Genomic DNA, 26,529 nt, shown 5'->3' with positions numbered 1-26,529 from the left:
ATTAACACTCCCATTTATCAATGACATCTTTCAGTTCACCTGCTAATTGGTCTGCGGCAAGCTCACCGGCCTCAATCATCCCCTGAACCTGTGTGAATGAACTGGAGCTGAATGTTTCAAGCCTCGGCCGAATCATGAGATCTGCATGAATGGTTTGATGACGGACCAATTCATTTTGAAGGATGTCCAAACTTTGCATAATCACATCCGATAATCTCGTCGCCTTTTCTGTTTTTTTCACCCTAGATACATCAGAGGCGATAATAAGGTCTGCACCCATTTCTTTTAAAACAGACACAGGAATGCGGTCAACAACCGCTCCATCCACTAGCTGTCTGCCGCCCATTTCGTGAGGAACAAACACGCCTGGAATGCTGATGCTTGCTCTGACTGCTTGTGAGACAGACCCTTCTTTAAACACAACCTTTTCCCCTGTTTCGAGGTCACAGGCAACCACCGCAAGGGGCATTCTTAATTCTTCGAATTTTTTCCCATATGTAAACGTGTGAATCAGCTGCAAAATTCGATTTCCTTTTAAAAGACCGATTTTTGGCAGTGTATAGTCAGCATAATACTTTCTTCTGAAGACAAGTGCAAGTTTTTTCATTTTTTCTACGTCTTGTCCTGCCGCATAAAAGCTCCCAACAAGTGCGCCAATACTGCTTCCAGCGATCATATCTACCTGTATCCCTTGCTTCTCAAGACTAGACAAAACCCCGATATGCGCCATTCCCCTCGCACCCCCGGAGCCTAGTGCAAGCCCGATGATCGGTCGCTTCATGAAAATCCACCCTCCTCTTTCTATGCATATATACGAATCTATAGGTCTAAACATGCCCCTACTGCTCGTATAGTAATAGAAGACAGGCTCGGCTAGTTTCTTTTTCTATAATCACGAGCTCGCCAATAGATCATAACGGCAAGGGGCGAAATCTCCATGAAAAAATGGAACACTCTGTTCATCGCTGCTTTTTTTATTTTCTTAACAGCCACTGTGATTACACACCCACAAGCCTCTTTGCAAGCATCGAAAAATGGACTTGCAATGTGGTGGGAGGTTGTATTTCCATCATTGCTTCCTTTTTTTATTTTGTCCGAGCTATTAATTAGTTTTGGGATTGTCAGATTTGTCGGGGTATTATTAGAGCCATTTATGCGCCCCATCTTCCGGGTGCCGGGTGTAGGGGGATTTGTACTGGCTATGGGAATGGCTTCAGGGTTTCCTTCTGGTGCGAAATTAACGACAAGACTGAGGCAGGAAAGGCAGCTGACGCGGATCGAAGCAGAGCGTCTCGTTTCCTTTACAAATTCATCGAATCCATTGTTTATTTTCGGTGCGGTGGCTGTTGGTTTTTTTCATCATCCAGCTTTAGGCATTGTATTGGCCAGCGCTCATTATTTAGGGAATCTCGCTGTTGGTGTGACGATGAGGGGATATAAAGCGCGGCATGATGCACACCTAAGAAGCCGAAAGAAGTTTTTATTCCCGCCGTTTAAAGAGGCATTCAATGCTCTTCATACAGCAAGACTCGCAGAGAAAAGACCGCTCGGCCAAATTTTAAGTGATGCAGTCATGTCATCAGTCCAAACACTCTTTATGATTGGCGGCTTTATTATCTTATTTTCTGTGTTTAGCAAAATGTTGTCAGTTGTCCATGTGACAGACCTTTTATCTATCGGGCTCGGATATATGCTGCAAACGATGCATCTTCCGCCAGAATTAGACCTTGCCATGATTGCCGGTTTATTTGAAATCACATTAGGAAGCCAGATGACGGGGTCACAGGAAGTCACTCTTCTCGCTAAAACCATTGTCGTCAGCTTTATTTTAGGATTCAGCGGGTTTTCTGTTCAAGCCCAAGTCGCCGGCATTTTAGCGGCAACCGATATCCGCTTTAAACCGTTTTTCTTCGCCCGTTTGCTTCACGGAATTTATGCAGCTGTTTTTGCCTTTTTATTATTCAAGCCTCTTTATGTCTCTCGATCAGACATGGCTCTCCCAGCGGGTGCCTTTGATGCAAGCCAGCAGGTCGTCATGTTCAGCAGCGTGCTTTGGAATCAGCTTGTGAAAGCCGGTCCCTTCATCACACTTTGCAGTATGATAGTGTATATCGCGCTATACTATCGGAAATTAAAAAATGGATGAGTGCCGGGTGGCACTCATCCATTAAATTTTTCCTTCAGCGCTGCTTCTACCTCTTTTGGTACAAGATCGTTGACTGCCCCATGATATTTCGCTACTTCTTTGACAATGCTGGAGCTTAAGAAAGAATATTGATTGTTGGTCATCATAAAAAACGTTTCAATTTCATCGTCTAACACTTTGTTCATTGAGGTGCCTTGCATCTCATACTCAAAGTCCGTCACAGCTCTTAGTCCGCGTAAAATGACTTTGGCTTCTTTTTGCTTCGCATAATCAACAAGCAGACCGTGAAACGATTCAACTTTGATATTTGGCAGCTCCTTCGTTGCTTGGCGAATAAGCTCACACCGTTCTTCAACAGTAAATAACGGTTTTTTAGATGAATTATTTAGTACACATACATACACTTCATCAAAAATCTTTGCACCTCTTTTAATGATATCCAAATGCCCCAATGTAACTGGATCGAAGCTGCCCGGACAAACGGCTATGTTCCCCATGCTAATTTCCCCGCTTTCTATAGATCGTAATACCAGTCAATCCGTACAGTTCCTGTCTTGTGATGTGGAGCTGCCCTGCTTCTTCTGGCAGCTTCACATCTTTATCATGCTCACACACGATCACGCCGTCATCTGTTAACAAGGCGTGCTCGTCAATCATTTCAAGAAGTGCTTTTAGCTGTTGATCTTTATAGGGCGGATCAAGGAAAATGGCTTGAAAGGATTCCTCTCGTTTCACAACAGCTGCAAGTGCACGCTTTGCTTCATTTCGAAACACTTCACTTTGATCCATTAGCGACAATTGATTCAGGTTTCCTTTAATCGTCTGAATCGCCTTTATATCTCGATCAACAAATATGCAATGATCGAATCCTCTAGAAAGCGCTTCAATCCCTAAACCACCGCTTCCTGCAAATAAATCAAGAGCCCATCCGCCATCAAAATACGGGCCGATCATATTAAATATTGATTCTTTTACTTTATCTGTCGTCGGTCTTGTTGATTGACCTGGTACCGCTTTAAGTGTGCGGCCTTTTTTCGTTCCAGAGATGACTCTCATTTTTCCACCACTTTTTCTACTTGCTTCTATTGGTCATTGTTTATGACAAAAAATTCAACATTATCTTACCACATCACTCCTCAAGGAACAATGCAATGATATTCATTCATTTTCTATGTATAGATCAAGAAATACGGGGTCATACTATTTATAACAGCATCTGATGTGGTGCTGTTGCCAACCGCGGAGAAGACTTACGTTTCCCCATAAGTTCTTCCTCCGGTTTCTCCTCTCCCTTTGCCTTCTCCTTAATGAATCATTAAGAATAGAAGGACCCCGCGGGTGATGCCGCGGGGATTTTTTTGTGTCTTTAAAAGCCCACCTTATAATCATACTCTTTTGCTTTGTCCAATTTGGATTCGTACTCTAATTTAATAAAAGGTTTATATGAAGGCTCAACACGTTTCACAAATGGTAACGAGCTGAGTTTAGCCATATGGCGCTCAAGATCATCCATATCACAATAGATCACAGCATATTTCATTTTCCTTGAAATATAGTGAACATTCCCGAATTTTCTTAGCGCTTTTGACTGCTTTAACGAATGCAGCCAGACGACCATCCCTTGACGTTTGGTTTCCATCTTTTCACCTGCCGCTTTTCAATTCTTTTCATTCATTATGTAAAAGACGAGACATTCAAGTCTCGTCAAGATACTTTACAGCCGCAGCTGCCACCTGATCCACAGCCACCGCCGCATGATGATAGACCATCAAAATATGGGTTCCCTGTTGGAACTTTAATATATGCTGATACAGCTTGACCGATTTCAATACTAATCTCATCTAAGATGGATTGAATCGCTGTTTCTGCTTTTTTGAAATCAACCACTGTATCGTGAAGATCTAGCTTTCTTTTGACCTCACGCATTTCCTTTGAGATCGTTCTATAGTCCGGATGATATTTGCCGAACCGCTGCACATCCTCATACTGCTCTTTTACTTTTGTAAAATGGGCAATAATTTGTTGGGCTTCTTCGTCTTGCTGGAGACGCTTAAAGCAGTTGCGGTAATGTTCAGCCTCCTCCGACTGAAGAATCATGGCAGCCAATTGATTTGCTTCCTCTTGGAGCTCCACAGATTCGATTGTCGCATACATAAATGTTGCACCTCCAATTCATAGTTTACCACGAAACCTATGGATCAGAAAATGCTTTTACGTGACAAATACATCCCATGTTTCTCTTTTCTGTTTATATTCTGGATGACGGGAATTCAGCACAACAGTCATTTTATGCTTTCCTTTTGAAAGATGCTTGACCACAAATGCCGCGGTATACTCATTCCCTGCACGTTTCCCGTCTACATACACTGTAAAATATCCCGCCTTCTCGTTCTTTTTCAGACGCTCTGGCTGAAGATGAAAATCTTGAAGTGTACTTTCTATATAGACAGACGACCCTTGCACTTTGTATTTCAAAAAGCCTTGCTGCTTCATTTCGCTTTGGGCTTGCTGCATGACTGGTACTGCTCGGTCATGCTTAATCACTTGCTCTTCTCCATGTTGACTTTGACACCCGGTGACAAGAAAAAGCAATGCGCCTATTGACAGCATCCATTTCATCATCTGATTCTCCTTTCATCTACGTTTATAGGATGCTCAGGAAATAGACATCTTAATCAACTCAAAAAAAGCCTCAGCCGGCTCCATTTTGATTGCGCATTGCTTGGAACATTTGAATCATCATTTCAGCCATTTGGACGCTATTGCTCAACTGACTCACACGATGAGGAATGGTTTTTTCGTAAAAGTTCATTTTATCTAATTCAAAGGACGTTAGATTTTCAGGATGTCGCGTCAGCTGTCTGTACCAGATAGGACGCTGTCTTATGAATTTGATTCGCTCCTCTTCGGCCATGACAAATTCCTGTACTTCTTTTCGCACCAGAAGCATCCCCTTTCACTTAATCTTTCCTGAAGGAGAATGGGTGCTGACTGCCTCCAGATGAACCTTTCTTTGAACCGTTGGATGAAAATTGGCCGAGTAAGCTTTGTAAAGAGGAAATAGACTGGCTCATTTTGTTAATTTGTTCATTCATTTGATCAGCGTCCATTTTTTTCACAGCAGAAACCATTTTAGACATAAAATCTGCTTTTCCTGCTTCACTTGGCTTAGAGGCTTTTTCTTCTTTCGCATCTTCAGATTTCGATTGCCGGTAAGGTGACCACATCTCATCTTCCTCACCAAACATGACCCAATTCTCGTATACACTTTGCCAGCTTTTTTCTTGCGTTTGCACTTCTTGAATTAACTTCGGATGGCGTCTGACGAATTGTTTAAATTCATCAATGGATGTTTGTTTTTGCTTGTTTGTCATATCCTCACCCCCCATACAAATGCCTACTATACTATATACACCAGCATCTGTTTTGGTGAGCCTCTTTTTCACCATCAAAAAAACAGCTGCGACCATGCAGCTGCTTTCGTTTAAGAAGTTTTCTTGATGAAATTTTGGGTGTAATATTTTTCTTTCACCCCTACGCCAAGATGCGTGTAATCTTTATTTAATAACGCCTTCCTGTGACCTTCACTATTGAGCCAGCCCTCTACCGCTGCAGGTCCATCGACATAGTTATAGGCAATATTTTCACCTGCGAGCTGAAAGCCCACCTCGCCTCTTTCTAACCGGTCTTTCAGCGTACCGTATTTTTTAGATTCATGGGAGAAATAATGATTCTCTTTCATGTCCTCACTATGCATGAAGGCCACTTCAGAGGTTTCATCATCCCACTTTAAGATCGGCAGGTTGTACTTATGGCGGATAATATTGGTCATATCAAAAATTTGTTTTTGACTGGAAGCTTCGATATCTTTCCACTTTTCGCCTGATATCGCCTCAGGTTCTACCAATTGACCTCGGTAGACCACCTCATACGGCTTTTGTTTCACAAATGTATCTGCGTTGAAGGCCCTGATACTTGAAAGGGTGCTTTCAAACTTATCCATGTAAAGCTGAACATACACATCATCTCCCACTTTCACAGTAGGTCTTGTATTCATATCATCTTCTGAGAATTCAAAGCGGTATGAATTTTGTTCATCCTCCACATGAATGTAAGGTGCAATTTGTGTTTTCTTAAATACTTCACTCGTGGCTTGACCGATTTTAAACGGTTCTACATTCAGACCGTCTCCTGTTGCAAACAAGGTCACCACTTTACTATCCTTTACCCCTACTTGAATATAGTGCTTCTTCGATTGGTTGTAAATCCACCAGTCATAATCATATGCGGAAGGATCAATGCGATCTGGTTCTCCCAGCTGTTTAAGCACTTCGTTTGAAGATTTCCCCATAAAGGACATGAGCCCCTTTTTGGGGATGTTGATCGGCTTATCGCTAGATGTTTCTTCATTAGACACCTTCGGTTCATTGCTGTTTTCTTTTTCTGGTGAAGATCCATATTGAATAAACAGAACGTACGTTCCAGATATAATCAGGAGGATGAGGAGTGTTTTGAGCACAGTTTTCAAATAAACACCTCCGTTAAATTGGCAAGGTACAAAAAGTACCTTCTACTGTCATTTAAACAAAACTTGCTCCATTTATCAACGACAATACAGCCTATTTAACACGAATTTAAAATATGCCCCTCTTAATGAAGAAATCCTTGTCCATGATCTTGATCCTGTTGAGAGATTTCTGTCAGTGCCTCTCCCGCGCGATCATTTGATAAATCTTCGACTGATAAATCTCCTAGAGCGACAATCCCTGTTAATGCGCCGTTTTTTACAACAGGAATGCGGCGGAGCTGATGCTCTGACATGAGCCGGACAATTTCTTCAAGTGTTGCATCTTCTTCAGCTGTTAGTACTTCCTTTGTCATCAGCGAGCCCACTTCCTGTGAGTTTGGCTTTTTTTCTGCAATGCCTCTAAGCACAAGGTCACGGTCTGTTACTATCCCAACGAGCTGATCTCCGTCAACCACTGGAATGGCACCGATATCAGCATCTCTCATTTTGACTGCTGCTTCATACGTATTGTCATCTTGCTGACATGTCACTACTTTTTTTGTCATAATATCTTTGATTTTTTTCGTTTTCATGTTGATTCCTCCATCCGTTATTTTCTTTATTACTGTAACCAGCTTATAAAAGAACATACCTTTCACAGTTGAAAGTTTAACGCTTTCATACTATGATTGTCAGTAAAGGGAAATTTTATAAGGAGGGGTTTTGGGTGAAGTTTGAAGATACGGGGATTGAAAAGGTATCAGCTGACTTAAATAAATTAGATTTCATTATGGAAAGTGAAGGATTTGTACGAGCCGATCAATGGGATTATGAGCGTGTGACATACGACAGAAAGTACAGCATGGTAGAGGGAACCTTTTATTTACGGATTTCCGGCTACGCTACTGAAGGAGATGTCGGTTCCAAAAAGGCACACATTCAGCTTCTAACACCGTTACTTGGAAAACACTATTATCCACATGGCGTTGAATACGGCGAAGGCGAAGAATTCCCTAACTCTCTCATCCAATCAAGCAAAAAAACACTTGCACAGCTGAAGGAAAAACTAGAAGCCATGACGGCTGAAGCATAAAACAAAGGGCTAAAATGATCTTAATTTTAGCCCTTTTTCTAAGATGAAAGCACAGCCAGATGGGACTGACCCCATAAGATGAGACAAATAAAAAACACCTTCAAGTTTGAAAACGGATCGTTGTAATCCGAAATAAAACATGGAGGTGTTTTTTCTATGGGGACAAGAGTGAGTTATCCGGTTGAAGTCAAACAGAAGGCTGTAGAAATGAGATTGGCAGGCGTATCAATGAAAGAGATTTTGCGGGAATTGAATATCAAAAATAAAACGCAGGTTCAGACATGGGTGAGGTGGCATAAGGCTGGGGATACACACCGGTTCGAACAGCCTGTTGGAAAACAATATACCCATAGAAAGGGTCCCGAGTACTCTTCCGAATTAGAGAGACTGCAGGCAGAAAATCGCTATCTGAGTCAACAGAATGAAGTTTTAAAAAAGTACAACGAATTGGAAAGGAAGTTGATAAGGAAACGTCAATCAAACTGGTAGAAGAATTGTGCAAAACAATGACAGTACAGGACATCTGTGTCCATTTAGGCGTCTCACGCGCTTCGTACTATAGATGGAAAAAAGATCTGACTCAGAATCATTCTAAAAAACAACTAGAGGAACAAATCGGCACGTTGTGCCGAGAGCACAAGTATCGATATGGATATCGAAAAATCACAGCCATACTAAAAATGAGGATGCATATTAACCATAAAACTGTTCAACGTATCATGCAGAAAAACCAGTGGCAGTGCCGGGTTAAAATGAAAAAGCGTAAGAAGAATGGGCAGCCCTATGCCGTGGCCGGTAATATACTGGATCGGAACTTTCAATCTGATCGCCCTCTTGAAAAACTAGTAACGGACATCACGTATTTGCCTTATGGACAGAAACAATTGTACCTTTCCAGTATATTGGATTTATATAATGGAGAAGTAATTGCGTTTACGATTGGTGATAAGCAGGACACAGACTTTATTTTAAACACACTTGATCAGCTCCCAGCACTGCCTGAAAACTGTGTGTTACATAGCGACCAAGGTTCTGTGTATACATCTTACGAGTATCAGAAAGCTGTTCATATAAAAGGCATTACCATGAGCATGTCCCGTAAAGGGACGCCCGCTGATAATGCCTCCATCGAATCGTTTCATTCCTCGCTAAAGTCTGAAACGTTCTATCTTAACAGCATTGATCGAACTACAACCAACATTGTAGAACGCACTGTCAAAGAATACATTTATTATTATAACAACATTCGTATTCAAACAAAACTAAACAACCAATCACCGATCAACTATCGGCAATTGGCTGTATAAAGGTGTTTTGATCCCTGTCTCAAAAACGGGGGTCAGTCCCAGATGGCTGTGCTTTTTTTATTCATATTTCGGAATAAGCGCATCTGGTACGGCATCTTTTGCTCTTTCTTTTCTTGCCCAGTCAAAAAAGACAACAGCAAGAATAGAGCCGTACACAATCTCCTGAATAATTTTCATCAAAATCGCACCTAGCTGCTGGTCCTCTAGCAGCGGCAAGGTGTGGAACATATCAGGGCCAGTGAGAGCAAGGCCTGCAAGCATATCACTTGGCACACATAAATGCAGTGCTTGTATCCATGCGCCGGCATCTGAATAGGTTGCATAGATTGGTGCTTCACTAAACATGATGAGTGCACAGGCCGGTGTCATCAATATCCCGTCTGCCATGATATATCCAAGCTTCAAAATGCCTGTGATCTGCGGCTGACTTTGAACTTTATGGACAAGCGGCCACCACATGAAAAAGGCAGCGATAAAAATAACCACCGTCATCACTGCGTGGTAAAACGGATCTGTTTTCACAAAATCAAACACAAGCGGAATGTGATACAGCGAAAACAAGCCGTTAAACCCAAGCAGTGCAATTAAAGGTTTGGAAAACAAACGGAAGACAGCTTGAATACCTGGTGTTTGAATGATCCGCTCCCAAATGGCTGGAGGCAATCCTGTAATAAGGAGAGGCGGGATGACTAAGTACAGCACCGCCATTTGCGCCATATGTGCACTAAACATAATATGCCCCATTAAATCAATTGGGCTCCCTTTCACAGCATATAACAGAACAAGCCCTGTCAGAAACAACGTCTTCTCTTTCACCGTCGCACGGTGCTTTCCCTTTGTCACAAGAAGCAGATAAAGAGCAGCTGCTATCACAATACAAGTCAAATAATAAGGGCTCCATAAAGCCCGAAATCCGAAAATTTCTAAGTTCTCCATTGCTGCGCCTCCTTCAAGGGCAAAGCGGGTTTACCACCATATAATGGTCAAAAAGGCTAATACGGTAATAAACGCAACAAACACACCTGAGTATAGAAACAAGGCGGGTGTTTCATGCCCTTTTTGGTTCATGTGCATAAAATAATAAAGCTGAAAAGCTACCTGAATGCCTGCAAGCAGTAAAATAAATGGTACTGCGAACCAATTTCCAACGTCTTCTGAGGCGATCGTTAAAAACGCAACAAATGTTAATCCAATCATCAAGCCGAAAGAAATGAGCTGATGCTTCATTTCTTCGGCATTTTTCTTTTTACGATATACAAGGTCGACTTTAGACTGATTTGTGTTTTTATTTCCCATTCTTATCCCACCATTCCCATTAAATATACAACGGTAAAGATGAAGACCCACACAACATCAATGAAGTGCCAATAGAGACTAGCCACATAATATTTCGGCGCATTGTATAAATCGAGTCCGCGTCTCATATTTCGAATCATAAGAGCGGTAATCCAGCAAAGTCCGAAGGCGACGTGAGCTCCGTGAGTTCCTACAAGAGTATAGAAGGAAGAACCAAGAGCAGAGCTGGTAATCGTAAATTCATACGCATGCACATAGTGATAAAACTCATATATCTCAACCCCTAAAAATCCAGCACCTAAAAGGACCGTGATACCAAGCCAAAGCTGCATTTTTTTAAAGGCAAAGTTTTTCATATGATACATGGCATACACACTCGTTAAACTGCTCGTTAATAGAAGCATTGTGGCAATAAAGACAAGTGTGAGGTCAAACATATCAGTTGTTTTTGCTCCGCCTGCATTTGAGTTTTTCAGCGCCAAATAAGTGGCAAAAAGCGATGCAAACAGAACGGTTTCTCCTCCAAGAAACAGCCAGAACCCGACAAACTTATTCTTCCCTTCTAACGTGGCCTTCTCAGGAGAAGCCGGAAAGGTTTCCGCCGTCATTTTTTGTGGTTCCATTATGCTTTCACCCCTTTATCATCGTCGTCAGTCAAATCTTCTTTGTGAATATGGTATCCATGATCATCTTTCAGAGATCTAACGAGCATGGTCGCAAACGTAATACCAAGACCAATGAAGATCACCGGAAGCCCCCAGCTGTGCTCTTGACGATACATGAAACCAAACGCTGACACAAATAGACCGAATGAGATAATGACAGGCAAAATGGAGTTATTCGGCATGTGAATATCATCGAGCGGTTCAGATGCTGTCATTCCTTTTTTACCATCCATTTTTTCAATCCATAATGGATCTAGTCCTCTCACAAGCGGCAGCTGTTTAAAGTTGTATTCTGGCGGAGGCGAAGAAACTGCCCATTCAAGTGTTCTTCCATCTCCCCAAGGATCGCTCGATACCCGCTCTCCTTTTGCTGTTGTCCAGATGATGTTAATCAGCATGATCACAACAGCTACAAACATAAACAGTGCTCCAATCGTACTGACTAAGTTCCCAAGCTCGAGACCCTGACCTGGCAGGAATGTAAAGACCCGGCGCGGCATGCCCCATAAACCGAGAAAATGCTGGATAAAGAAAGTTAAATGGAAACCGACGAAAAACAGCACAAAGCCAATTTTCCCAAGCTTCTCATTCAGTATTTTTCCAAACATCTTCGGCCACCAGTAATGCACACCTGCTAGAATACCGAATACAACCCCGCCGATAATGACGTAATGGAAATGCGCCACAACAAAATACGTATCATGGAACTGATAATCCGCTGCAGCTGCTGCAAGCATGACCCCAGTTACCCCGCCAAGTAAGAACGACGGAATAAAGGCAACAGAATAAAGCATCGGCGTTGTAAACTTCACATTACCGCCCCATATCGTGAGCAGCCAGTTGAATACTTTAATTCCTGTTGGCACCGCAATTGCCATGGTCGCTACAGCAAAGATCGCATTGGCGATAGGTCCAAGCCCCGTAGTGAACATGTGATGCGCCCACACCATGAATCCAAGGAAACCAATCAATACAGTAGCGAACACCATGGACGAGTAACCAAACAATCTTTTTCTTGCAAACACCGGAATGATCTCAGAGAAGATTCCGAATGCCGGCAGGATCAAGATATATACTTCCGGGTGTCCGAAAATCCAGAACAAATGCTCCCAGATGATTGTATTTCCTCCAAGCTCTGGATTGAAAAAGCTCGTGTCAAACATTCTATCAAGCATCAGCATCGCAAGCCCTGCTGTCAGCGGAGGGAATGCGAATAAAATAAGTGCGGAGGCGACAAATGTCGTCCAAGTAAAGAGCGGCATTCTCATATACGTCATACCAGGCGCTCTCATATTAATAATCGTTGCAAGAAAGTTAATTCCTGCGATCAGCGTACCAATACCCGCGATCTGTAAACCTAAAATGTAGAAATCCATTCCATGACCTTCTGAATTCAGCGTGAGCGAAGCGTATGCAGTCCAGCCTGCATCAGGTGCTCCGCCCATAAACCATCCAAGGTTTAAGAAAATTCCTCCGAAAAAGAATAACCAAAAACCAAGTGAATTCACAAACGGAAATGCTACGTCACGTGCACCAATTTGAATTGGTACTACCGCATTCATTAATGCAAATAACAGCGGCATAGCTGCAAGGAAAATCATTGTCGTTCCATGCATCGTCATGATTTCATTGTAAACCCCTGCACTGACAAAATCATTTTCAGGGATGGCTAGCTGAATACGGATAAACATCGCTTCTAGGCCGCCAACCAAAAAGAAAAATCCCCCTGCCACTAAATATAATATGGCAATTTTTTTGTGGTCAACCGTTGTCAAGTAATCCCATAAGACAGCGCCAAACCCCCGCTTTTTAGCTATTGTACTCACCATGAAATCCCCCTCTTATCTCCCATTTGCCCCTTTTCATATAGATGTCTTTCTTCACGATCCTTTAAGCAGACTATGTCTGACAGATGACGACTTCTCGGTTGTAGAGACATATTCGGGAGCTCTTAACAAAAACTTCACATCGATCACATACCCTCTTGAATATTTGCTCTAGTTGTTACTCGATTTTAAGACCTTTTAAATACTCGTAAAGTGCATCTGCTTCTGAGTCATTTAATTTAGGGTACGTTCCTGTCATCTTATTACCTGGTTTAAAGCTTTCTGGATCTTTCAGCCATGCTTTCACATTTTCTTTGTTCATGTCTTTAATTCCAGCTACTTTCGTCCGCTCTCCGAAGGTCGCAAGGTTTGGTGCAGTTCTTGCTGCTTCCGGCCGTTCGTCACCAGGCTCTACTGCGTGACAGCTTAAGCAATTTTTCTCTTTAAATAGCTTTTCACCCTCTAAAGCGAGATCCTTTGTGGATTCAGGCTTCTTGTAATCAGCCATTTTTTTCGTCCATCCTAAAAACTCATCTTGAGAAAGCGTTTTAACTTTAAAGTCCATTAAAGCATGTGACGGCCCGCACAGCTCCGCACATTTCCCGTAGAAATATTCCCCTGCATCTTTCGTTCGTTTCGAGTCAAAGGTTAAATAAAATTTGTTTTCATTATCTGTGTTTGTATCAATTTTACCGCCAGCCGATGGAACCCAGAATGAGTGTTTGACATCGGACGCTTTCAGCTTAAAATATACCTTCTGATCTGTTGGTACGATCAATTCCTGACTTGTGACAATCCCATAATCAGGGTATTCAAATTCCCACCAATATAAGCTGGCTCTTACATTAACAACAAGTGTCTTTTCAGGATCTCGTTTTTTCTTATCCATAGCGCTTGTATCCCCTAGTTCAAGCGTGTATGCCACAACAGGTACAACGAGAATAATGAGTAGAAGAATCGGAATCGCTGTCCATGTGATTTCCAGGTTGCGGTTCCCTTCCACCTGCTTTGGAATCGTATCTTCTCCCACTTTAGAACGTTTGAATTTAATGATGACGTAAAAGAAAATGATCGATACAACAATGACGACAAGAACCATAATGAGTGTACTCAGTACCGTTAGGAAAAACTGTTTATCTGCTACTTCCCCAACAGGCTTGAGTGTTGATAAGTATGGTTCACCACAGCCCGCCAAAACGAGCGTCAGTAAGAGAAACAGTGAATAAACACGCCATTTTCTTATCATAATTTGTCCCAACCCCTTTTGCTTGATCTCCTTTGCCTTTCGCTTTTTACCTCTTATTTATAAAATCACTTCTCACCCATGCATAACCCCCGCCTCTTATAAAAGCACTTACATTTCCTCTTTTCATAAAAAAATGATGTTTTTACTCAAAATACCATCTATGTATAAACAGAAAGCCGCCTAAATAGAACTGAATATCAGGCGGCTTTCATAGTTGTTAGAAAATGTTGTGTTATAAGATATAGCCATTGTTTTGATGTGATCAAAGTGTATTTCACTCTAGAATAGTGTAATAATAATCATCGCTACGAAAAAGATGGTTAAGTAGTTTAATGAATAAACGAACATGAGCGTTGACCACTTCATGATGTCTTTCATTTTAAAGCCCATAAGGCCAATAACAAGCCATCCAATATTAAGCAATGTACCAAGTGCGACAATCGGCCATCCTAATCCACCTAAGAAAAATGGAAGCGGAAGAAGACATGCTGTCCAAATGATGATCTGGCGTTTTGTGACTTCAAAGCCGTAAACAACTGGCAGCATTGGAATGCCCGCCTTACGGTAATCTTCCGTTTTCTTAATCGCAAGTGACAGGAAGTGCGGGATTTGCCAAATGAACATAATCATAAACAAAACCCAAGCTGTTGTGTCGATTGTACCTGTGACAGCTGTCCAGCCGATTAATGGCGGAACCGCGCCAGATACACTTCCGATAACTGTATTGATGGTGTAGTGGCGTTTAGACCACATGGTGTAAAGAACCGCATAAGTAAAGACTCCAATAAATCCAATCACTGCTGATGTAATGGTTGTCATCAGAAGCATAATGAGTCCTAATACAACAAGCAGAATGCCAAATGCATACGCTTGCCCCGGCTGAATTTTACCTGTAACCGTCGGTCTTGTTTTTGTTCTTTCCATTAATATATCAATATCACGGTCAAACGCATTATTAATTGCGCATGAACCGGCAATAATAAGAGAAGAACCAATCATTGTTAACAGCACAATATCAAGATTTCCAAGAAAACTCATATCTGTAAAATAAAAAGCAAGCCACATTCCAGTAAATGTCGTAATGAAATTGGAATTGACGATGCCCATTTTAATCAGAGCAAGAAAATCTTTCCACGCTGTTGTTTCTTCTATTTGTCCATGAATAGCTGCTTCCGCGGCTGTTTTGGAATTTGCCAATGTGTATAACCTCCCTTGCCCAAACCTTCAAACGAACGAATGACACGTAAAATCATTACAACTCTATCATACAAGATAAACAGCTGTAAAAAAACATCCTATTAAATAATAAACGACAAACTTGAAGTTATTTGTGAACTTTTCGTGAATTTATTAGGATATATGTGTGTTTCAGAAGGCGGTGCAAAATGAAATATTCTCTCCTCTATTTCTATCAGACTGTCAAAGAAAGATCAAGCACTCTAAATCTGTAAACTTTGTGAACTAACATATCATTTTTTTGTGAACTTTGGTCATTATGAATTGCAACAGAACACGCATTTGGCTTAAACTTGAGAGCATGTGAGGTTTTCATTTACATCAGAAGTTTTTTAGAGAAGGTGAAATAATTTGATGAAATTTGCTTTAAGGCTATTGAGCGTGATCACAACGTTTGTGATGCTGATCGTACTGATTGGCGGTGCGCTTGTGACGAAAACCGGTTCGGGTCTTGGCTGCGGTAGACAGTGGCCCCTTTGCCACGGTCGTTTCTTTCCTGAAATGAACCCCGCTTCCATCATCGAATGGAGTCACCGCATGTCAACAGGGGTTTCCACCATTCTTGTTCTGGCACTGGCGGTCTTATGCTGGAAAAAAATTAGTCCAGTATTCCGTGAAACCAAATTTTTGGTCATCATGTCCATTATATTCTTAATGCTTCAAGCGCTGTTAGGAGCTCTTGCCGTCGTATTTGGTTCTAACGCACTTGTAATGGCACTGCACTTCGGTATTTCACTCATTTCATTTGCTTCAGTATTACTGCTTGCACTTCTTGTCTTTGAAGCAACCAGATCTGAAACAAAGCTTGTGAAGCCGCTTCATATCGGCAAAAAAATGCAGTTCCATATTTATGGGTTGATCACGTATACGTATATCGTGGTATATACGGGCGCTTATGTGAGACATACAAAGTCAAGCCTTGCTTGTTCTGTCTTCCCGTTTTGTTCAAAAGACGGTGCGCTTCCAACGTATTTTAATCAATGGGTTCAAATGTCTCACCGAGCAGCAGCACTTCTTTTATTCGTCTGGATATTTGTCGCAATGTTCCATGCCATGAAACATTATAAAGAACAGAAGCAGCTTTATTACGGGTGGATTATCTCAGCCATTCTGATTACACTTCAAGCCATTTCAGGTGTGATGTCTGTTTATTCTCAGCTTGCACTTGGTTACGCGCTGGCTCATTCATTCTTTATTTCTTGTTTGTTTGGGGTACTATGCTACTTCTGCTTACTCATTGCCCGGTTTAAATATGAAAGCAAAGAGCCATTTAGATAAGAATTGTATCCCCCTTTCATGTGGAGAGGGGGATTTTTTATTGTTGTTTTGCTTCTTCGAATAGCGAGATGGCTTTTTTGCGTCTTTCCTTGTGATCAACTGTTGGCAGCGGGTATGTATCCCCTAGCACACAGCTCGATTTCAGTTGTTCATCGGTCGGCATTTTACTTGGTTCATGAATCCATTTTTCATCAACATGCTCTAGCTCTGGTACATATTTTCTAATATATTCCCCGCTTGGATCAAACCGCTTCGACTGGGTCGTTGGGTTAAAAATACGGAAGTACGGCACGGCATCTGTCCCAACAGAAGCTGCCCACTGAAATCCTCCGATATTCGAAGCCTCATCATAATCCACAAGCTTTTTTGCAAAATACGCTTCTCCCTTTCTCCAATCAATCAAATAATCCTTTGTTAAAAATGAGGCGGTGACCATTCTTAAACGGTTATGCATCCAGCCTTCCTCATTTAACTGTCTCATCCCTGCATCAACGAGAGGAAAGCCTGTTTCACCTTTACACCATGCTTCAAACAGCGTCTCATCTTCATTCCATTTCATCCCTTGAAACGCTGAATTGATTTCTTTTTCTTTCATCTCTGGATAATGAGCATAAATCATATGGTAAAAATCTCGCCACGCCAGCTCTTTGATAAAGGTTTCTCTGCCCTCGTCTTCAAACAGTGCTTCCTCATGTACCGCATGAAAGATCGTTCGAATTGAGATGGTCCCTGTTTTTAAGAAACGTGACAGCTTGCTCGTTCCAAAAACAGATGGCATATCTCGTTTTTCATGGTAACGTGTTAGTCTTTTTTGGATAAAGTCATGCAGCGTGTTCATCGCTTTGTGTGAGCCGATTTGATCAAATTTTCTTGAGCATCTCATGATTATACTGCGCAGTTTGTCATTCCCTTTGTGTGAAAGTGACTCATCACAAATCGTATGAGCGCTATTGAGAAATGATTTGTCAACTTTTATCACAGGCTGCTTCTCTTGCTTTCGCCATGATTGATAGTATGGAGTAAATACTTGATAATGAGTGCCATCCGCTTTTAAAATATCTTGCGCCCCGTGAAGGTGTGTATCTTGCCATTTTGATACATGAATGCCCTTCTTTTCTAAAAAAGCGGTTACTTGATGGTCACGCTTTTGACCGATTCCCACTTGATCTTCATTAAAAAAGACAGCTTTGATGTCATACACATCGATAACTTGCTGAAAGGCACGCAAGACATCTCCATAGAGAAGGTGAATATACATTTGAGATTCTCTTGCTTCCTTGACGAAATGCGCCAAGTTTTGAAAAAAATGTTCGTTGTTTAAATCGAGGTCCATTTCAGTAAAAAATGGATCTAGATGATAAAGAGCAAATAATTTGCACTCGTGTTTTTTTGCATATGTGATCGCTTTTGATAAGGCGATATGATCATCTAATCGCATATCCCGGCGAAACCAAATCACAACAATGTTGTCCAACCTTCTTCACCTCACTCTATAGTGTAATCACTCTCACTTGCTGCTGCACATTTTAATGCGCTCAAAAAAAAGACACATCACGGTGGATGTGTCTCGCTTCTTATTCAGGCTTTAATACAATTAAAAGATCACCGGTTTGAATCGGTTCTCCATTTGTCACATGTATTTCATCTACGACCGCAGAAAATGGAGCTTGTACAGTCGTTTCCATTTTCATGGCTTCATTGATCATCAAATGCTCACCTTGTGAAATTTTCTGCCCTTTTTCGACGAGTACTTTGATGACAGTGCCTGGCATCGATGCGGCGATGTGATTTGGATTTGAACGGTCCGCCTTCATTTTTTCTTGAACGGAGGATTTGATGCTTTCATCCTTAATCACCACTTCACGCGGCTGGCCATTTAACTCAAAGTAAAGAACTCTTGTGGCATCTGGATTCGGTTCACCAATTGATACGAGTTTGACAATCAGGGTTTTTCCTTTTTCGATTTCTACCTCAATCTCTTCTCCGAGTCTCATCCCGTAGAAGAACGTTGGTGTATCAAGAACAGAGATGTCACCATAGCTTTCTGCTGTTTGGACAAATTCAGAAAAAACTTTCGGATATAAGGCATACGCAATTGCGTCTTGCTCTGTTAACGTCAGGTCATGAGATTCTTTGAACTGCTTCTTAATGTCTTCAAAGTCCACTGGCTTCAGCTTCTCACCAGGTCTGACAGTAAGAGGCTCTTCCCCTTTTAAAATCAGCTTTTGTAGCTTTTCTGGGAATCCGCCATGCGGCTGGCCTAAATAGCCTTTAAATAATTCCACAACAGAATCCGGGAAGTCTAGTGTTGCGCCTTTTTCATAAACATCTTCTTCTGTTAGATCATTTTGCACCATATAAAGTGCCATATCTCCAACTACTTTAGAGGATGGTGTCACCTTTACAATATCACCAAACATGTCATTCACACGTCTGTACATTTCCTTTACTTCATTCCAGCGCTCGCCAAGACCGACACCTTTCGCCTGCTGCTGCAAGTTACTATATTGACCGCCAGGCATTTCATGCTCATAAATTTCTGTATGAGGCGAATTCATGCCGCTTTCAAATTCATGATAGTATTTTCTGACGGAATCCCAGTATTGAGAAAGGCGTTCGACAGATTGGACATTCATGTCTGGCTTTCTTTCATGTCCATCTAAAGCATAATAAAGTGAGCTTGCACTTGGCTGCGATGTGAGTCCTGCCATAGAGCTGACGGCAACATCCACAATATCAACACCTGCATCAATCGCTCTTGCATAGGTGAACAGTCCATTTCCACTCGTGTCATGCGTATGAAGATGGATAGGGATCGTAAGCTCATCTTTTAAAGCAGAGACTAGCTCGTAGGCTGCCTGCGGTTTTAATAGCCCCGCCATATCTTTAATACCTAAAATATGTGCGCCGGCAGATTCAAGCTCTTTTGCAAGAGATACATAGTACCCAAGATCATATTTTGGACGAGATGGATCAAGAATATCCCCCGTATAACAAATCGCCGCCTCTGCCACTTTGCCTGATTCCCGAACAGAATCAATAGCAAGCGTCATGCCTTTGACCCAGTTTAAGCTGTCGAAAATACGGAACACATCAATGCCTGCCTCGGCTGATTCTTTTACAAATGCTTTGATCACATTATCTGGATAGTTTGTATATCCGACAGCGTTTGATGATCTTAATAGCATTTGGAACAGCGTGTTTGGCACTTCTTGACGAAGCTCTTTCAATCGTTCCCAAGGATCTTCTTTTAAGAAACGGTACGCAACATCAAATGTAGCCCCGCCCCACATTTCCATACTAAACAGCTCTGGCCATAAACCTGCTGTCGGCTGGGCAACTTTCTTTAAATCATGTGTTCTGAAGCGTGTCGCAAGCAGAGACTGATGCGCATCTCTAAAGGTTGTGTCAGTTAAAAGGACGTTACTTTGTTCTTTCACCCAGTTAGCAAGCCCCTCAGGTCCATGCGTATCTAACAATTGTTTTGTCCCAGACGGAATCTCTTGATTGAGAGGAAGCTTCGGTACGTCTGGCTTGTCAAAATGAGGCTTCTTTTTCTCCGCAATACCTGGGAACCCATTAATGGTAACGTTACCAATATAAGTCAACATCTTCGTTCCGCGGTCTTTTTGCTTAGGGAAATTAAATAGCTCTGGCGTTGAGTCGATAAACGATGTATCGTACTCCCCTTTTAGGAACTTCTCATGCTTAGCCACATTTTCAAGAAATGGGATGTTAGTTTTAATTCCGCGAATCCTGAATTCTTGTAAATTTCGAACCATTTTAGCAGCCGCTTGATCAAACGTGAGCGCCCATGTAGACAGCTTGACCAATAGTGAGTCGTAATAAGGTGTAATGACCGCACCTTGGAAGCTGTTCCCTGTATCAAGACGTACACCAAATCCCCCACCTGAGCGGTAGGCCATAATTTTTCCTGTGTCTGGCATAAAGTCATTTAAAGGATCTTCTGTTGTGACCCTTGATTGAATGGCAAAGCCGTGTGTAAAGATATCTTCTTGCTTTGGAATACCAACTTCTTTGCTGTGAAGGTTATGCCCCTTTGCAACAAGAATTTGGGTTTGAACGATATCGACACCTGTGATCATTTCTGTGATCGTGTGTTCTACCTGCACCCTTGGATTGACTTCAATAAAGTAAAACTCTCCATTTGCAACTAGGAATTCTACAGTCCCTGCATTAATGTACGATACATTTTGGGCCAGCTGGACAGCCGCTTCGCAAATATCTTCACGCAATTGATCTGTTAGAGACACACTTGGCGCCACTTCAATGACCTTTTGATGCCGCCTTTGAACAGAGCAGTCACGCTCATATAAATGAATGATATTGCCGTGATTGTCTCCAATCACCTGCACTTCAATATGTTTTGGATTTTCAATCAGCTTTTCAACGTATACTTCGTCATTTCCAAAAGCAGCTTTTGCCTCTGACTTCGCACGGTCATAGGCTTCCTTCAGCTCTTCTTTTGATCTGACAATCCGCATACCCCGGCCGCCGCCGCCTAGTGAAGCTTTAATAATAAACGGGTAACCGTATTCTTCACCGAATTTTTCGACTTCTTCGACCGAATCAACTGGTCCGTCACTTCCTGGAATGACTGGAATACCAGCTTTTTTCGCTTCATCTCTCGCCTTTACTTTATCTCCAAACATATCTAAATGCTGAGAAGTTGGACCGATAAATTGAATGCCTTCCTCTTCGCATCGTCTTGCAAAATGAATGTTTTCGGATAAAAATCCGTAGCCTGGATGAATCGCATCCACGTCATTTCGTTTTGCAATTTCGATGATCCCCTCGATATCGAGGTAGGCATCAATCGGTTTCTTCCCTTCTCCAACTAGATATGCTTCATCAGCTTTATAGCGATGATAAGAGCCCGAGTCTTCTTTGGAATAAATGGCTACTGTACGTAAATTGAGCTCCGTACAGGCCCTGAAGACTCTGATAGCGATTTCCCCTCTGTTTGCAACTAGAACCTTTTGAATTGTTCTCTGTGACATTCTCACTCCTCCATATCCCTTAAAATTTTATATGTACTCTATAATAAAGGAAGAAATGAAAACTGTACACTTTTGTTTTCTAAAGATTCAAAGTTTTCTGCAATCCATTTTTTTCAACCGATGGTTTGCTCATTGATTTTTTCTTTTTGTAACGCTCTTTATATTCAGTAAACATGCTGATATTCAGCAGCATTCCCATACAGATGCTAAGTAAAATGATAGACGATCCCCCGTAGCTGATAAACGGAAGTGTCACCCCAGTAATTGGAATAAGACCTGAAACACCGCCTAAATTGATACAAGTTTGGATCGCAATCATGGAGGAAATTCCTATTGCAAGCAAACTTCCAAACGGATCTTCACACTTTCTCGCAATATAAAAACCTTTCACGACGATGAAACCAAGAAGAGCGAGAACAAAAAACACGCCGAAAAAGCCAAGCTCTTCTGAGATAATTGCCATGATAAAGTCTGTGTGCGGTTCTGGAAGATACCCGTACTTTTGAACGCTTTCTCCTAGACCGAGTCCAAAAAAGCCGCCTGATCCAATCGCATAATATGAATTAATCAATTGATGCCCAGTAGCCCCTGCATCTTTAAATGGATCTTGGAAACTCTCAAAACGTCCGAGACGATTTTGCGTGAAAATTTTATCCCAAAAAAGAATAATAAACGGGGTCACGACGACCATTACTGCACTAAATAGCGCCAGCAGCTTCGCAAGCGTTTTGCCGCTAAAGCCTGAGCATAAAATCATCGCAAGGGCAATCATGCCAATGATAAAGGCTGTCCCATAGTCTGGCTGCAAAATGATAAATCCGCACAGGATAGAGACAATCACGATTGGAGGCGTGACACCTCTTAAAATATGATCAATATAATGCTGCTTTTTGGCATACACCGCAGCAAGATAGATGATGACGACAATCTTTACAAATTCAGCTGGCTGAAGACTAAAAGGGCCTAATTTGATCCAGCTTCTTGCGTTCCCTGCAATATGACCGCCAAAGTACACATAGATGAGGGAAAAAACTGAAATCAGCAGCATACCAATCTGGAATTTCTTATTTGAAAACAGCTGATATGGAACTAATGCTGTAAAGATCAAGATGACTGCTCCAACAATCATAAATAAGAGCTGTTTCTTAAAAAAGTTATCTGGCGCGGCATCGTATCTGATAACAGATGTAATCATACTTGAGCTATACACCATAACCAAACCAAATGCGCTGATTAAGATAATGGCGAACAATAATGAGTAGTCATACGATTTTAGCATTCTCTTTAACATATAATCCTCTTCCTAACGTCTGTTTCTACTGCTTGATATCTTCTTAGCTGTTCTTATTCTACTACATTTTCTCCGTTTGATCCCGTTTTACCTCTTTTATATTGTTCGTCATTCATGAAAGAATCAAGTCCGTTTGCCGTCAATCCATCAAAAGAAAATAGGGGACAAAAAAACTCAAACTTATGTTGTGGAAGTTTGAGTTTTCAATCGTTATTTTTTTGTGAACGCATCATGAAGTGCGGAAAGCTCTCTCTCAAGTTTATCGAGTAGTTTCTTGCCTTCATGTTGATCAACTAATCCAAGCCGGACAGCAAAATCAATCTCTCTCGATAATCCGAACATTTGAGTATCTAAAACCTCTTCATAAAGAGGACATTGCGGCATCGTTAAGTTGTCCATTTGCACTTGGATCAATTTTAAAATTTTATCTGCATCCAATTTTAATAAAGCCAGTGCTTTTTGCCGATGATCGACTAAAATTTCTGACGCCAAAAGTATCCCTCCGTTCCCCAGGCGAGTACCTAATTCTTCTATTTATCATAAAGCGAAACGCCCAAAATTGCAAGCAGATTTGTACAGTTCGCTTTGTGAAAATAAAAAGAAGACATTTCTCATTAAAAGATACTCATCTCATATTTTTCACTCATGAGCTCAAGCAGCTTAATCCCAGCAATACTATTCCCTTTTTCATCCAGGGCAGGACCGAAAATTCCGATCCCAAAATCATATGGTGCCGCTCCCATAATCCCGCCTGAAACACCGCTTTTAGCAGGTATGCCGATATTAATGGCAAATTCCCCGCTTGCATTATACATGCCGCACGTCACCATAAAGGTTTTACAAATTCTAGCGACATCTTTTGAAAGAATTTGCTTGCCCGTCTCTGGATGTCTGCCATCTAATGAAAAAACACAAGCAATTTTCGCCAAATCTAAGCTGTTCATCATGATGGCGCATTGTTTCGTATACACATCCATGACCTCTTCTACGTTCCCTCTAATAATATGATATTGCTTCATATAATAGCACATAGCCCGGTTAATCATCGATGTCTCAAATTCGGATGCGGCTGTTTCCTTGCAGTATGTAATGCTTTTGTCATTTGCGAGCTCTCTAATAAAGCCAAGCAGGCGGTTCAGCTGATCTTGCGGAGTCGCTCCTCTTATTAAGCTTGTGACTGCAAGCGCTCCTGCATTAATCATCGGATTCAGCGGCTTATTCGGACTTGCTGTTTCCAGCTTAATCATTGAATTAAACGGGTCACCTGTTGGCTCTTGTCCAACAAATTGAAAGACTTTTTTTGGCCCTTCTTCTGAAAGCACGAGCGCAAGGGCTAATACTTTAGAAATACTTTGCAGGGTAAAGCGTTTATCTACATCTCCTGCCGAGTGGCAAGTATTACTCACATGGTACACAGCCACAGATAAATCCGTCTGATCCGCTTTGGCGAGAGCGGGAATATAGGATGCTACTTTGCCACCTTTGGCCACTTTTTTTGCTTCTTCTACAAATCGCTGAAGCTCTTCATTGTCACGACATGCCATGCCCAACATCCTCCCTATCTTTCATGTACGATTAGTGTGTACAAGGAAAAGCATGTTTATGAAAGTGACAAAGCAGGCGAAAACTTCTATAATTTATGTTGGAAAGGGGTTGTCTTGAACATGAGCATCATTCAAATTAAGGGGAACGTAAAGTACAAGATCACCATTGATCCAAGTGTATGGATTTTTGATGACCGCAAATTTTTAATGGATTCATTTTTTGAAAAAAGCACGGCAAATGAAGAAAGTCAGCTGGATCAGGAGCTTGACCAAGAGCGGGTGATCAGAGAAGGACAAACACTTCCACCCACTTTAAAAACAGAGAAGAAGTACGAAAAGGAAAGACTCATCACAGGCAGCTTCGGGATGAAGCTGGGTGATATGCTGAAAAATGCAGAACCGCTTGAACATGCAGACACATGCGAATTTGTCACAGAAACAGAGACAATTGCTGTTCCGCTTTCTCAGGCAATGGAAAGCATTGCACACTTCAGCCAAAATGGGAAGCCGATGACAGAAGAAGGACCAATCCACGTTTATTTCGCAGATCAGTCCAACCTCACTCAGCCGATAAAAGGTGTCAAAGAGCTCATCATTACATAAGACAGAGGGTCTGGACTACAGCAAATCAGCTGCAAGCTGTGCAAGTCCAGACCTTTCTCCTTTGACAAGCTTGACATGTCCAGATATTTGCTGACCTTTGAACCGCTCAATGACATACGTAAGCCCATTATTTAAGCTGTCTAAATAAGGATGATCAATCTGCTCCGGGTCCCCCATCAGCACGATTTTACTTCCCTCTCCGACGCGCGTTAATAATGTTTTTACCTCGTGTTTCGTTAAATTCTGCGCCTCATCAATGATAATAAATTGATCAGGAATACTTCTTCCACGGATATACGTTAAAGCTTCCACTTGAATAGAACCAATTCCCGCCAAAATCGCATCAAGTTCACCAGGTTTTTTTGTATTAAATAAAAATTCCAGGTTGTCATAAATCGGCTGCATCCATGGTCTGAGTTTCTCTTCCTTTTCACCTGGCAAGTAGCCTAAATCCTTGCCAACAGGGACAATGGAACGGGCTACGATCAGTTTTTTAAACATGCCGAGATCCTCTGTCTGCATTAATCCGGCAGCAAGTGCAAGGAGTGTTTTACCAGTACCCGCTTTTCCGATCAATGTCACAAGCGGAATATCACGTCGCAATAGCAGCTCTAGGGCCATCGTCTGCTGAACATTTTTCGGACGGATTCCCCAAACATGCTCTTGATCATAAATAAGCCGTTTCACATGCTCTGCCTTTTGATCGAGCATTCCTAAAGCAGAACCGCCTTCATTCCCCTTCATAATGACAAATTGATGAGGGTTTAATGGTGCACTTGTGACTTCTTTTATCGGCAATTGACTTTGCTTATAAAATGTATTCAATTGCTCGGTCGGAATATAGAGCTCATGATAGCCGTTATCAATGTCTTCGTTTTGCAGCACACGATCACTTAAGAAGTCCTCTGCTTGGAGACCTATAGCATCTGCCTTTACCCTGACTAAGACATCCTTACTGACCAAAATGACAGGCCGGCCGTGAGGCTTTGTTTCTTCCTCTAAGCTCAAATTTTTCGCGACCGCTAAAATCCGATTATCGTTCGTTTTTTCAATAAAAATTTCTTGAAGTTCATGGAAAGAGCGGTGATTCAGCTCGATGCGCAGCGTCCCTTTTGATTCTAGTGTAATTTTTTCATGCAGTTTCCCTTTCGATCTCAAACCGTCGATTAAACGTGAGACGCGCCGGGCGTTTTGCCCAACCTCGTCCATGTATCTCTTTTTCGAGTCTACTTCTTCTAACACAACGGCCGGAATGACGACCTCGTTGTCTTCAAATGAAAAGATTGAATTCGGATCCTGTAATAACACATTTGTGTCTAATACATAAATTTTACTCAGGTCCTTCGCCTCCTGATCGGGGTTTCATTCATCCTTGTCTTTCCCAAAACGATTGTTAAAATATATGTTTTCATGAATAAAGTTAGAAGGTTAATTCAACAATAAAATAAATCATGCAGTTTGTGAAGGAGG

General features: G+C 41.7%; 27 protein-coding genes. 5 read left to right on the top strand and 22 right to left on the bottom strand.

What is annotated here, in order from left to right; all coding sequences use genetic code 11:
* Window position 1 precedes the first annotated feature (1 nt).
* Entirely contained in the window at window positions 2-781 is a 780-nt protein-coding gene (locus MHI23_RS07310; protein ID WP_326160955.1) for a patatin-like phospholipase family protein, read from the bottom strand.
* A 156-nt stretch (window positions 782-937) separates the two neighbouring features.
* Here MHI23_RS07310 and ylbJ point away from each other — a divergent pair, with 156 nt between their 5' ends.
* Window positions 938-2,146, top strand: a complete 1,209-nt coding sequence (ylbJ, locus tag MHI23_RS07305) for a sporulation integral membrane protein YlbJ (protein WP_042968177.1) — start codon at window positions 938-940, stop codon at window positions 2,144-2,146.
* Between the two features lie 14 nt (window positions 2,147-2,160).
* On the opposite strand, the gene coaD is transcribed toward ylbJ, so the two are convergent.
* The 9 genes from coaD to MHI23_RS07260 form a co-directional block, all read right to left on the bottom strand.
* The gene (coaD, locus tag MHI23_RS07300) at window positions 2,161-2,643 is read right to left on the bottom strand and encodes a pantetheine-phosphate adenylyltransferase (RefSeq protein WP_024424274.1); all 483 of its coding nucleotides are present in this window, start codon (window positions 2,641-2,643) and stop codon (window positions 2,161-2,163) included.
* 1 nt (window position 2,644) lies between these two features.
* Window positions 2,645-3,202, bottom strand: coding sequence for a 16S rRNA (guanine(966)-N(2))-methyltransferase RsmD (gene rsmD / locus MHI23_RS07295; protein ID WP_034623702.1), 558 nt, complete (start codon window positions 3,200-3,202; stop codon window positions 2,645-2,647).
* A gap of 310 nt (window positions 3,203-3,512) precedes the next feature.
* On the bottom strand, window positions 3,513-3,785 hold the full coding sequence (locus tag MHI23_RS07290; protein ID WP_024424276.1) for a YlbG family protein: 273 nt from the start codon (window positions 3,783-3,785) through the stop codon (window positions 3,513-3,515).
* A gap of 65 nt (window positions 3,786-3,850) precedes the next feature.
* Window positions 3,851-4,300, bottom strand: a complete 450-nt coding sequence (locus MHI23_RS07285; protein WP_007499807.1) for a YlbF family regulator — start codon at window positions 4,298-4,300, stop codon at window positions 3,851-3,853.
* A 57-nt stretch (window positions 4,301-4,357) separates the two neighbouring features.
* Complete coding sequence (locus tag MHI23_RS07280) at window positions 4,358-4,768, bottom strand: hypothetical protein (RefSeq protein WP_225315492.1); 411 nt, start codon at window positions 4,766-4,768, stop codon at window positions 4,358-4,360.
* Window positions 4,769-4,838: 70 nt separating this feature from the next.
* Entirely contained in the window at window positions 4,839-5,087 is a 249-nt protein-coding gene (locus MHI23_RS07275) for a YlbE-like family protein (protein WP_024424278.1), read from the bottom strand.
* Between the two features lie 19 nt (window positions 5,088-5,106).
* Window positions 5,107-5,520 carry a YlbD family protein gene (locus MHI23_RS07270; RefSeq protein WP_024424279.1) on the bottom strand — a complete coding sequence of 138 codons (414 nt, stop codon included), beginning with the start codon at window positions 5,518-5,520 and terminating at the stop codon, window positions 5,107-5,109.
* A gap of 110 nt (window positions 5,521-5,630) precedes the next feature.
* Window positions 5,631-6,674, bottom strand: a complete 1,044-nt coding sequence (locus tag MHI23_RS07265; protein WP_024424280.1) for a CAP domain-containing protein — start codon at window positions 6,672-6,674, stop codon at window positions 5,631-5,633.
* Between the two features lie 122 nt (window positions 6,675-6,796).
* Window positions 6,797-7,246 carry a CBS domain-containing protein gene (locus tag MHI23_RS07260; RefSeq protein WP_024426912.1) on the bottom strand — a complete coding sequence of 150 codons (450 nt, stop codon included), beginning with the start codon at window positions 7,244-7,246 and terminating at the stop codon, window positions 6,797-6,799.
* A 134-nt stretch (window positions 7,247-7,380) separates the two neighbouring features.
* Here MHI23_RS07260 and MHI23_RS07255 point away from each other — a divergent pair, with 134 nt between their 5' ends.
* On the top strand, window positions 7,381-7,746 hold the full coding sequence (locus MHI23_RS07255; RefSeq protein ID WP_342492404.1) for a YugN family protein: 366 nt from the start codon (window positions 7,381-7,383) through the stop codon (window positions 7,744-7,746).
* 156 nt (window positions 7,747-7,902) lie between these two features.
* Window positions 7,903-9,053, top strand: a protein-coding gene (locus MHI23_RS07250) for an IS3 family transposase (protein WP_098677243.1) whose coding sequence is annotated in 2 segments (ribosomal slippage) — window positions 7,903-8,176 and window positions 8,176-9,053 — 1,152 coding nt in all. Because the reading frame shifts where the segments join, the coding sequence is not laid out codon by codon here.
* 57 nt (window positions 9,054-9,110) lie between these two features.
* On the opposite strand, the gene ctaG is transcribed toward MHI23_RS07250, so the two are convergent.
* From ctaG to cyoE, 6 genes are all read right to left on the bottom strand, one after another.
* Entirely contained in the window at window positions 9,111-9,989 is an 879-nt protein-coding gene (gene ctaG / locus MHI23_RS07245; protein WP_024424782.1) for a cytochrome c oxidase assembly factor CtaG, read from the bottom strand.
* A gap of 30 nt (window positions 9,990-10,019) precedes the next feature.
* Window positions 10,020-10,349 carry a cytochrome c oxidase subunit IVB gene (gene ctaF, locus MHI23_RS07240; RefSeq protein ID WP_024426910.1) on the bottom strand — a complete coding sequence of 110 codons (330 nt, stop codon included), beginning with the start codon at window positions 10,347-10,349 and terminating at the stop codon, window positions 10,020-10,022.
* A 2-nt stretch (window positions 10,350-10,351) separates the two neighbouring features.
* The gene (gene ctaE, locus MHI23_RS07235) at window positions 10,352-10,975 is read right to left on the bottom strand and encodes a cytochrome c oxidase subunit III (protein WP_087977219.1); all 624 of its coding nucleotides are present in this window, start codon (window positions 10,973-10,975) and stop codon (window positions 10,352-10,354) included.
* Window positions 10,972-12,843 (bottom strand): cytochrome c oxidase subunit I, encoded by a 1,872-nt coding sequence (ctaD, locus tag MHI23_RS07230; RefSeq protein ID WP_034621096.1) that lies wholly within the window; start codon window positions 12,841-12,843, stop codon window positions 10,972-10,974. Before ctaD ends, ctaE begins: the two co-directional genes overlap by 4 nt.
* A 175-nt stretch (window positions 12,844-13,018) precedes the next feature.
* Window positions 13,019-14,086 carry a cytochrome c oxidase subunit II gene (gene coxB / locus MHI23_RS07225; RefSeq protein ID WP_024426909.1) on the bottom strand — a complete coding sequence of 356 codons (1,068 nt, stop codon included), beginning with the start codon at window positions 14,084-14,086 and terminating at the stop codon, window positions 13,019-13,021.
* Window positions 14,087-14,365: 279 nt separating this feature from the next.
* Window positions 14,366-15,283 carry a heme o synthase gene (gene cyoE / locus MHI23_RS07220; protein WP_024424777.1) on the bottom strand — a complete coding sequence of 306 codons (918 nt, stop codon included), beginning with the start codon at window positions 15,281-15,283 and terminating at the stop codon, window positions 14,366-14,368.
* Window positions 15,284-15,676: 393 nt separating this feature from the next.
* On the opposite strand from cyoE, the gene MHI23_RS07215 reads away from it, so the two are divergent.
* Window positions 15,677-16,600, top strand: coding sequence for a heme A synthase (locus MHI23_RS07215; RefSeq protein WP_024426908.1), 924 nt, complete (start codon window positions 15,677-15,679; stop codon window positions 16,598-16,600).
* A 37-nt stretch (window positions 16,601-16,637) separates the two neighbouring features.
* On the opposite strand, the gene MHI23_RS07210 is transcribed toward MHI23_RS07215, so the two are convergent.
* The 5 genes from MHI23_RS07210 to glsA all read right to left on the bottom strand — a co-directional run bounded on the left by MHI23_RS07210 (window position 16,638) and on the right by glsA (window position 24,456).
* Window positions 16,638-18,074, bottom strand: coding sequence for a deoxyribodipyrimidine photo-lyase (locus MHI23_RS07210; protein ID WP_268749031.1), 1,437 nt, complete (start codon window positions 18,072-18,074; stop codon window positions 16,638-16,640).
* Window positions 18,075-18,174: 100 nt separating this feature from the next.
* Window positions 18,175-21,621 (bottom strand): pyruvate carboxylase, encoded by a 3,447-nt coding sequence (gene pyc / locus MHI23_RS07205; RefSeq protein ID WP_034621095.1) that lies wholly within the window; start codon window positions 21,619-21,621, stop codon window positions 18,175-18,177.
* A gap of 79 nt (window positions 21,622-21,700) precedes the next feature.
* The gene (gene ftsW, locus MHI23_RS07200) at window positions 21,701-22,912 is read right to left on the bottom strand and encodes a putative lipid II flippase FtsW (RefSeq protein ID WP_034621092.1); all 1,212 of its coding nucleotides are present in this window, start codon (window positions 22,910-22,912) and stop codon (window positions 21,701-21,703) included.
* A 210-nt stretch (window positions 22,913-23,122) separates the two neighbouring features.
* Complete coding sequence (locus MHI23_RS07195) at window positions 23,123-23,404, bottom strand: YlaN family protein (protein ID WP_003212509.1); 282 nt, start codon at window positions 23,402-23,404, stop codon at window positions 23,123-23,125.
* Between the two features lie 122 nt (window positions 23,405-23,526).
* A complete protein-coding gene (gene glsA, locus MHI23_RS07190; RefSeq protein ID WP_034621090.1) occupies window positions 23,527-24,456 on the bottom strand; it encodes a glutaminase A in 930 nt (309 codons plus the stop codon).
* 120 nt (window positions 24,457-24,576) lie between these two features.
* Between glsA and MHI23_RS07185 the strand changes: the two genes are divergently transcribed.
* On the top strand, window positions 24,577-25,059 hold the full coding sequence (locus MHI23_RS07185; protein ID WP_024426903.1) for a hypothetical protein: 483 nt from the start codon (window positions 24,577-24,579) through the stop codon (window positions 25,057-25,059).
* Between the two features lie 15 nt (window positions 25,060-25,074).
* Here the strand turns inward: MHI23_RS07185 and MHI23_RS07180 are convergent, their stop codons facing one another.
* On the bottom strand, window positions 25,075-26,397 hold the full coding sequence (locus MHI23_RS07180; RefSeq protein ID WP_025092370.1) for a PhoH family protein: 1,323 nt from the start codon (window positions 26,395-26,397) through the stop codon (window positions 25,075-25,077).
* Window positions 26,398-26,529 lie beyond the last annotated feature (132 nt).

The sequence above is a fragment of the Bacillus sp. FSL M7-0003 genome (assembly GCF_038628485.1).
Taxonomy (GTDB): Bacteria; Bacillota; Bacilli; order Bacillales; family Bacillaceae; genus Bacillus; species Bacillus safensis.
This window is presented reverse-complemented; position numbering and strand designations above follow the sequence as displayed.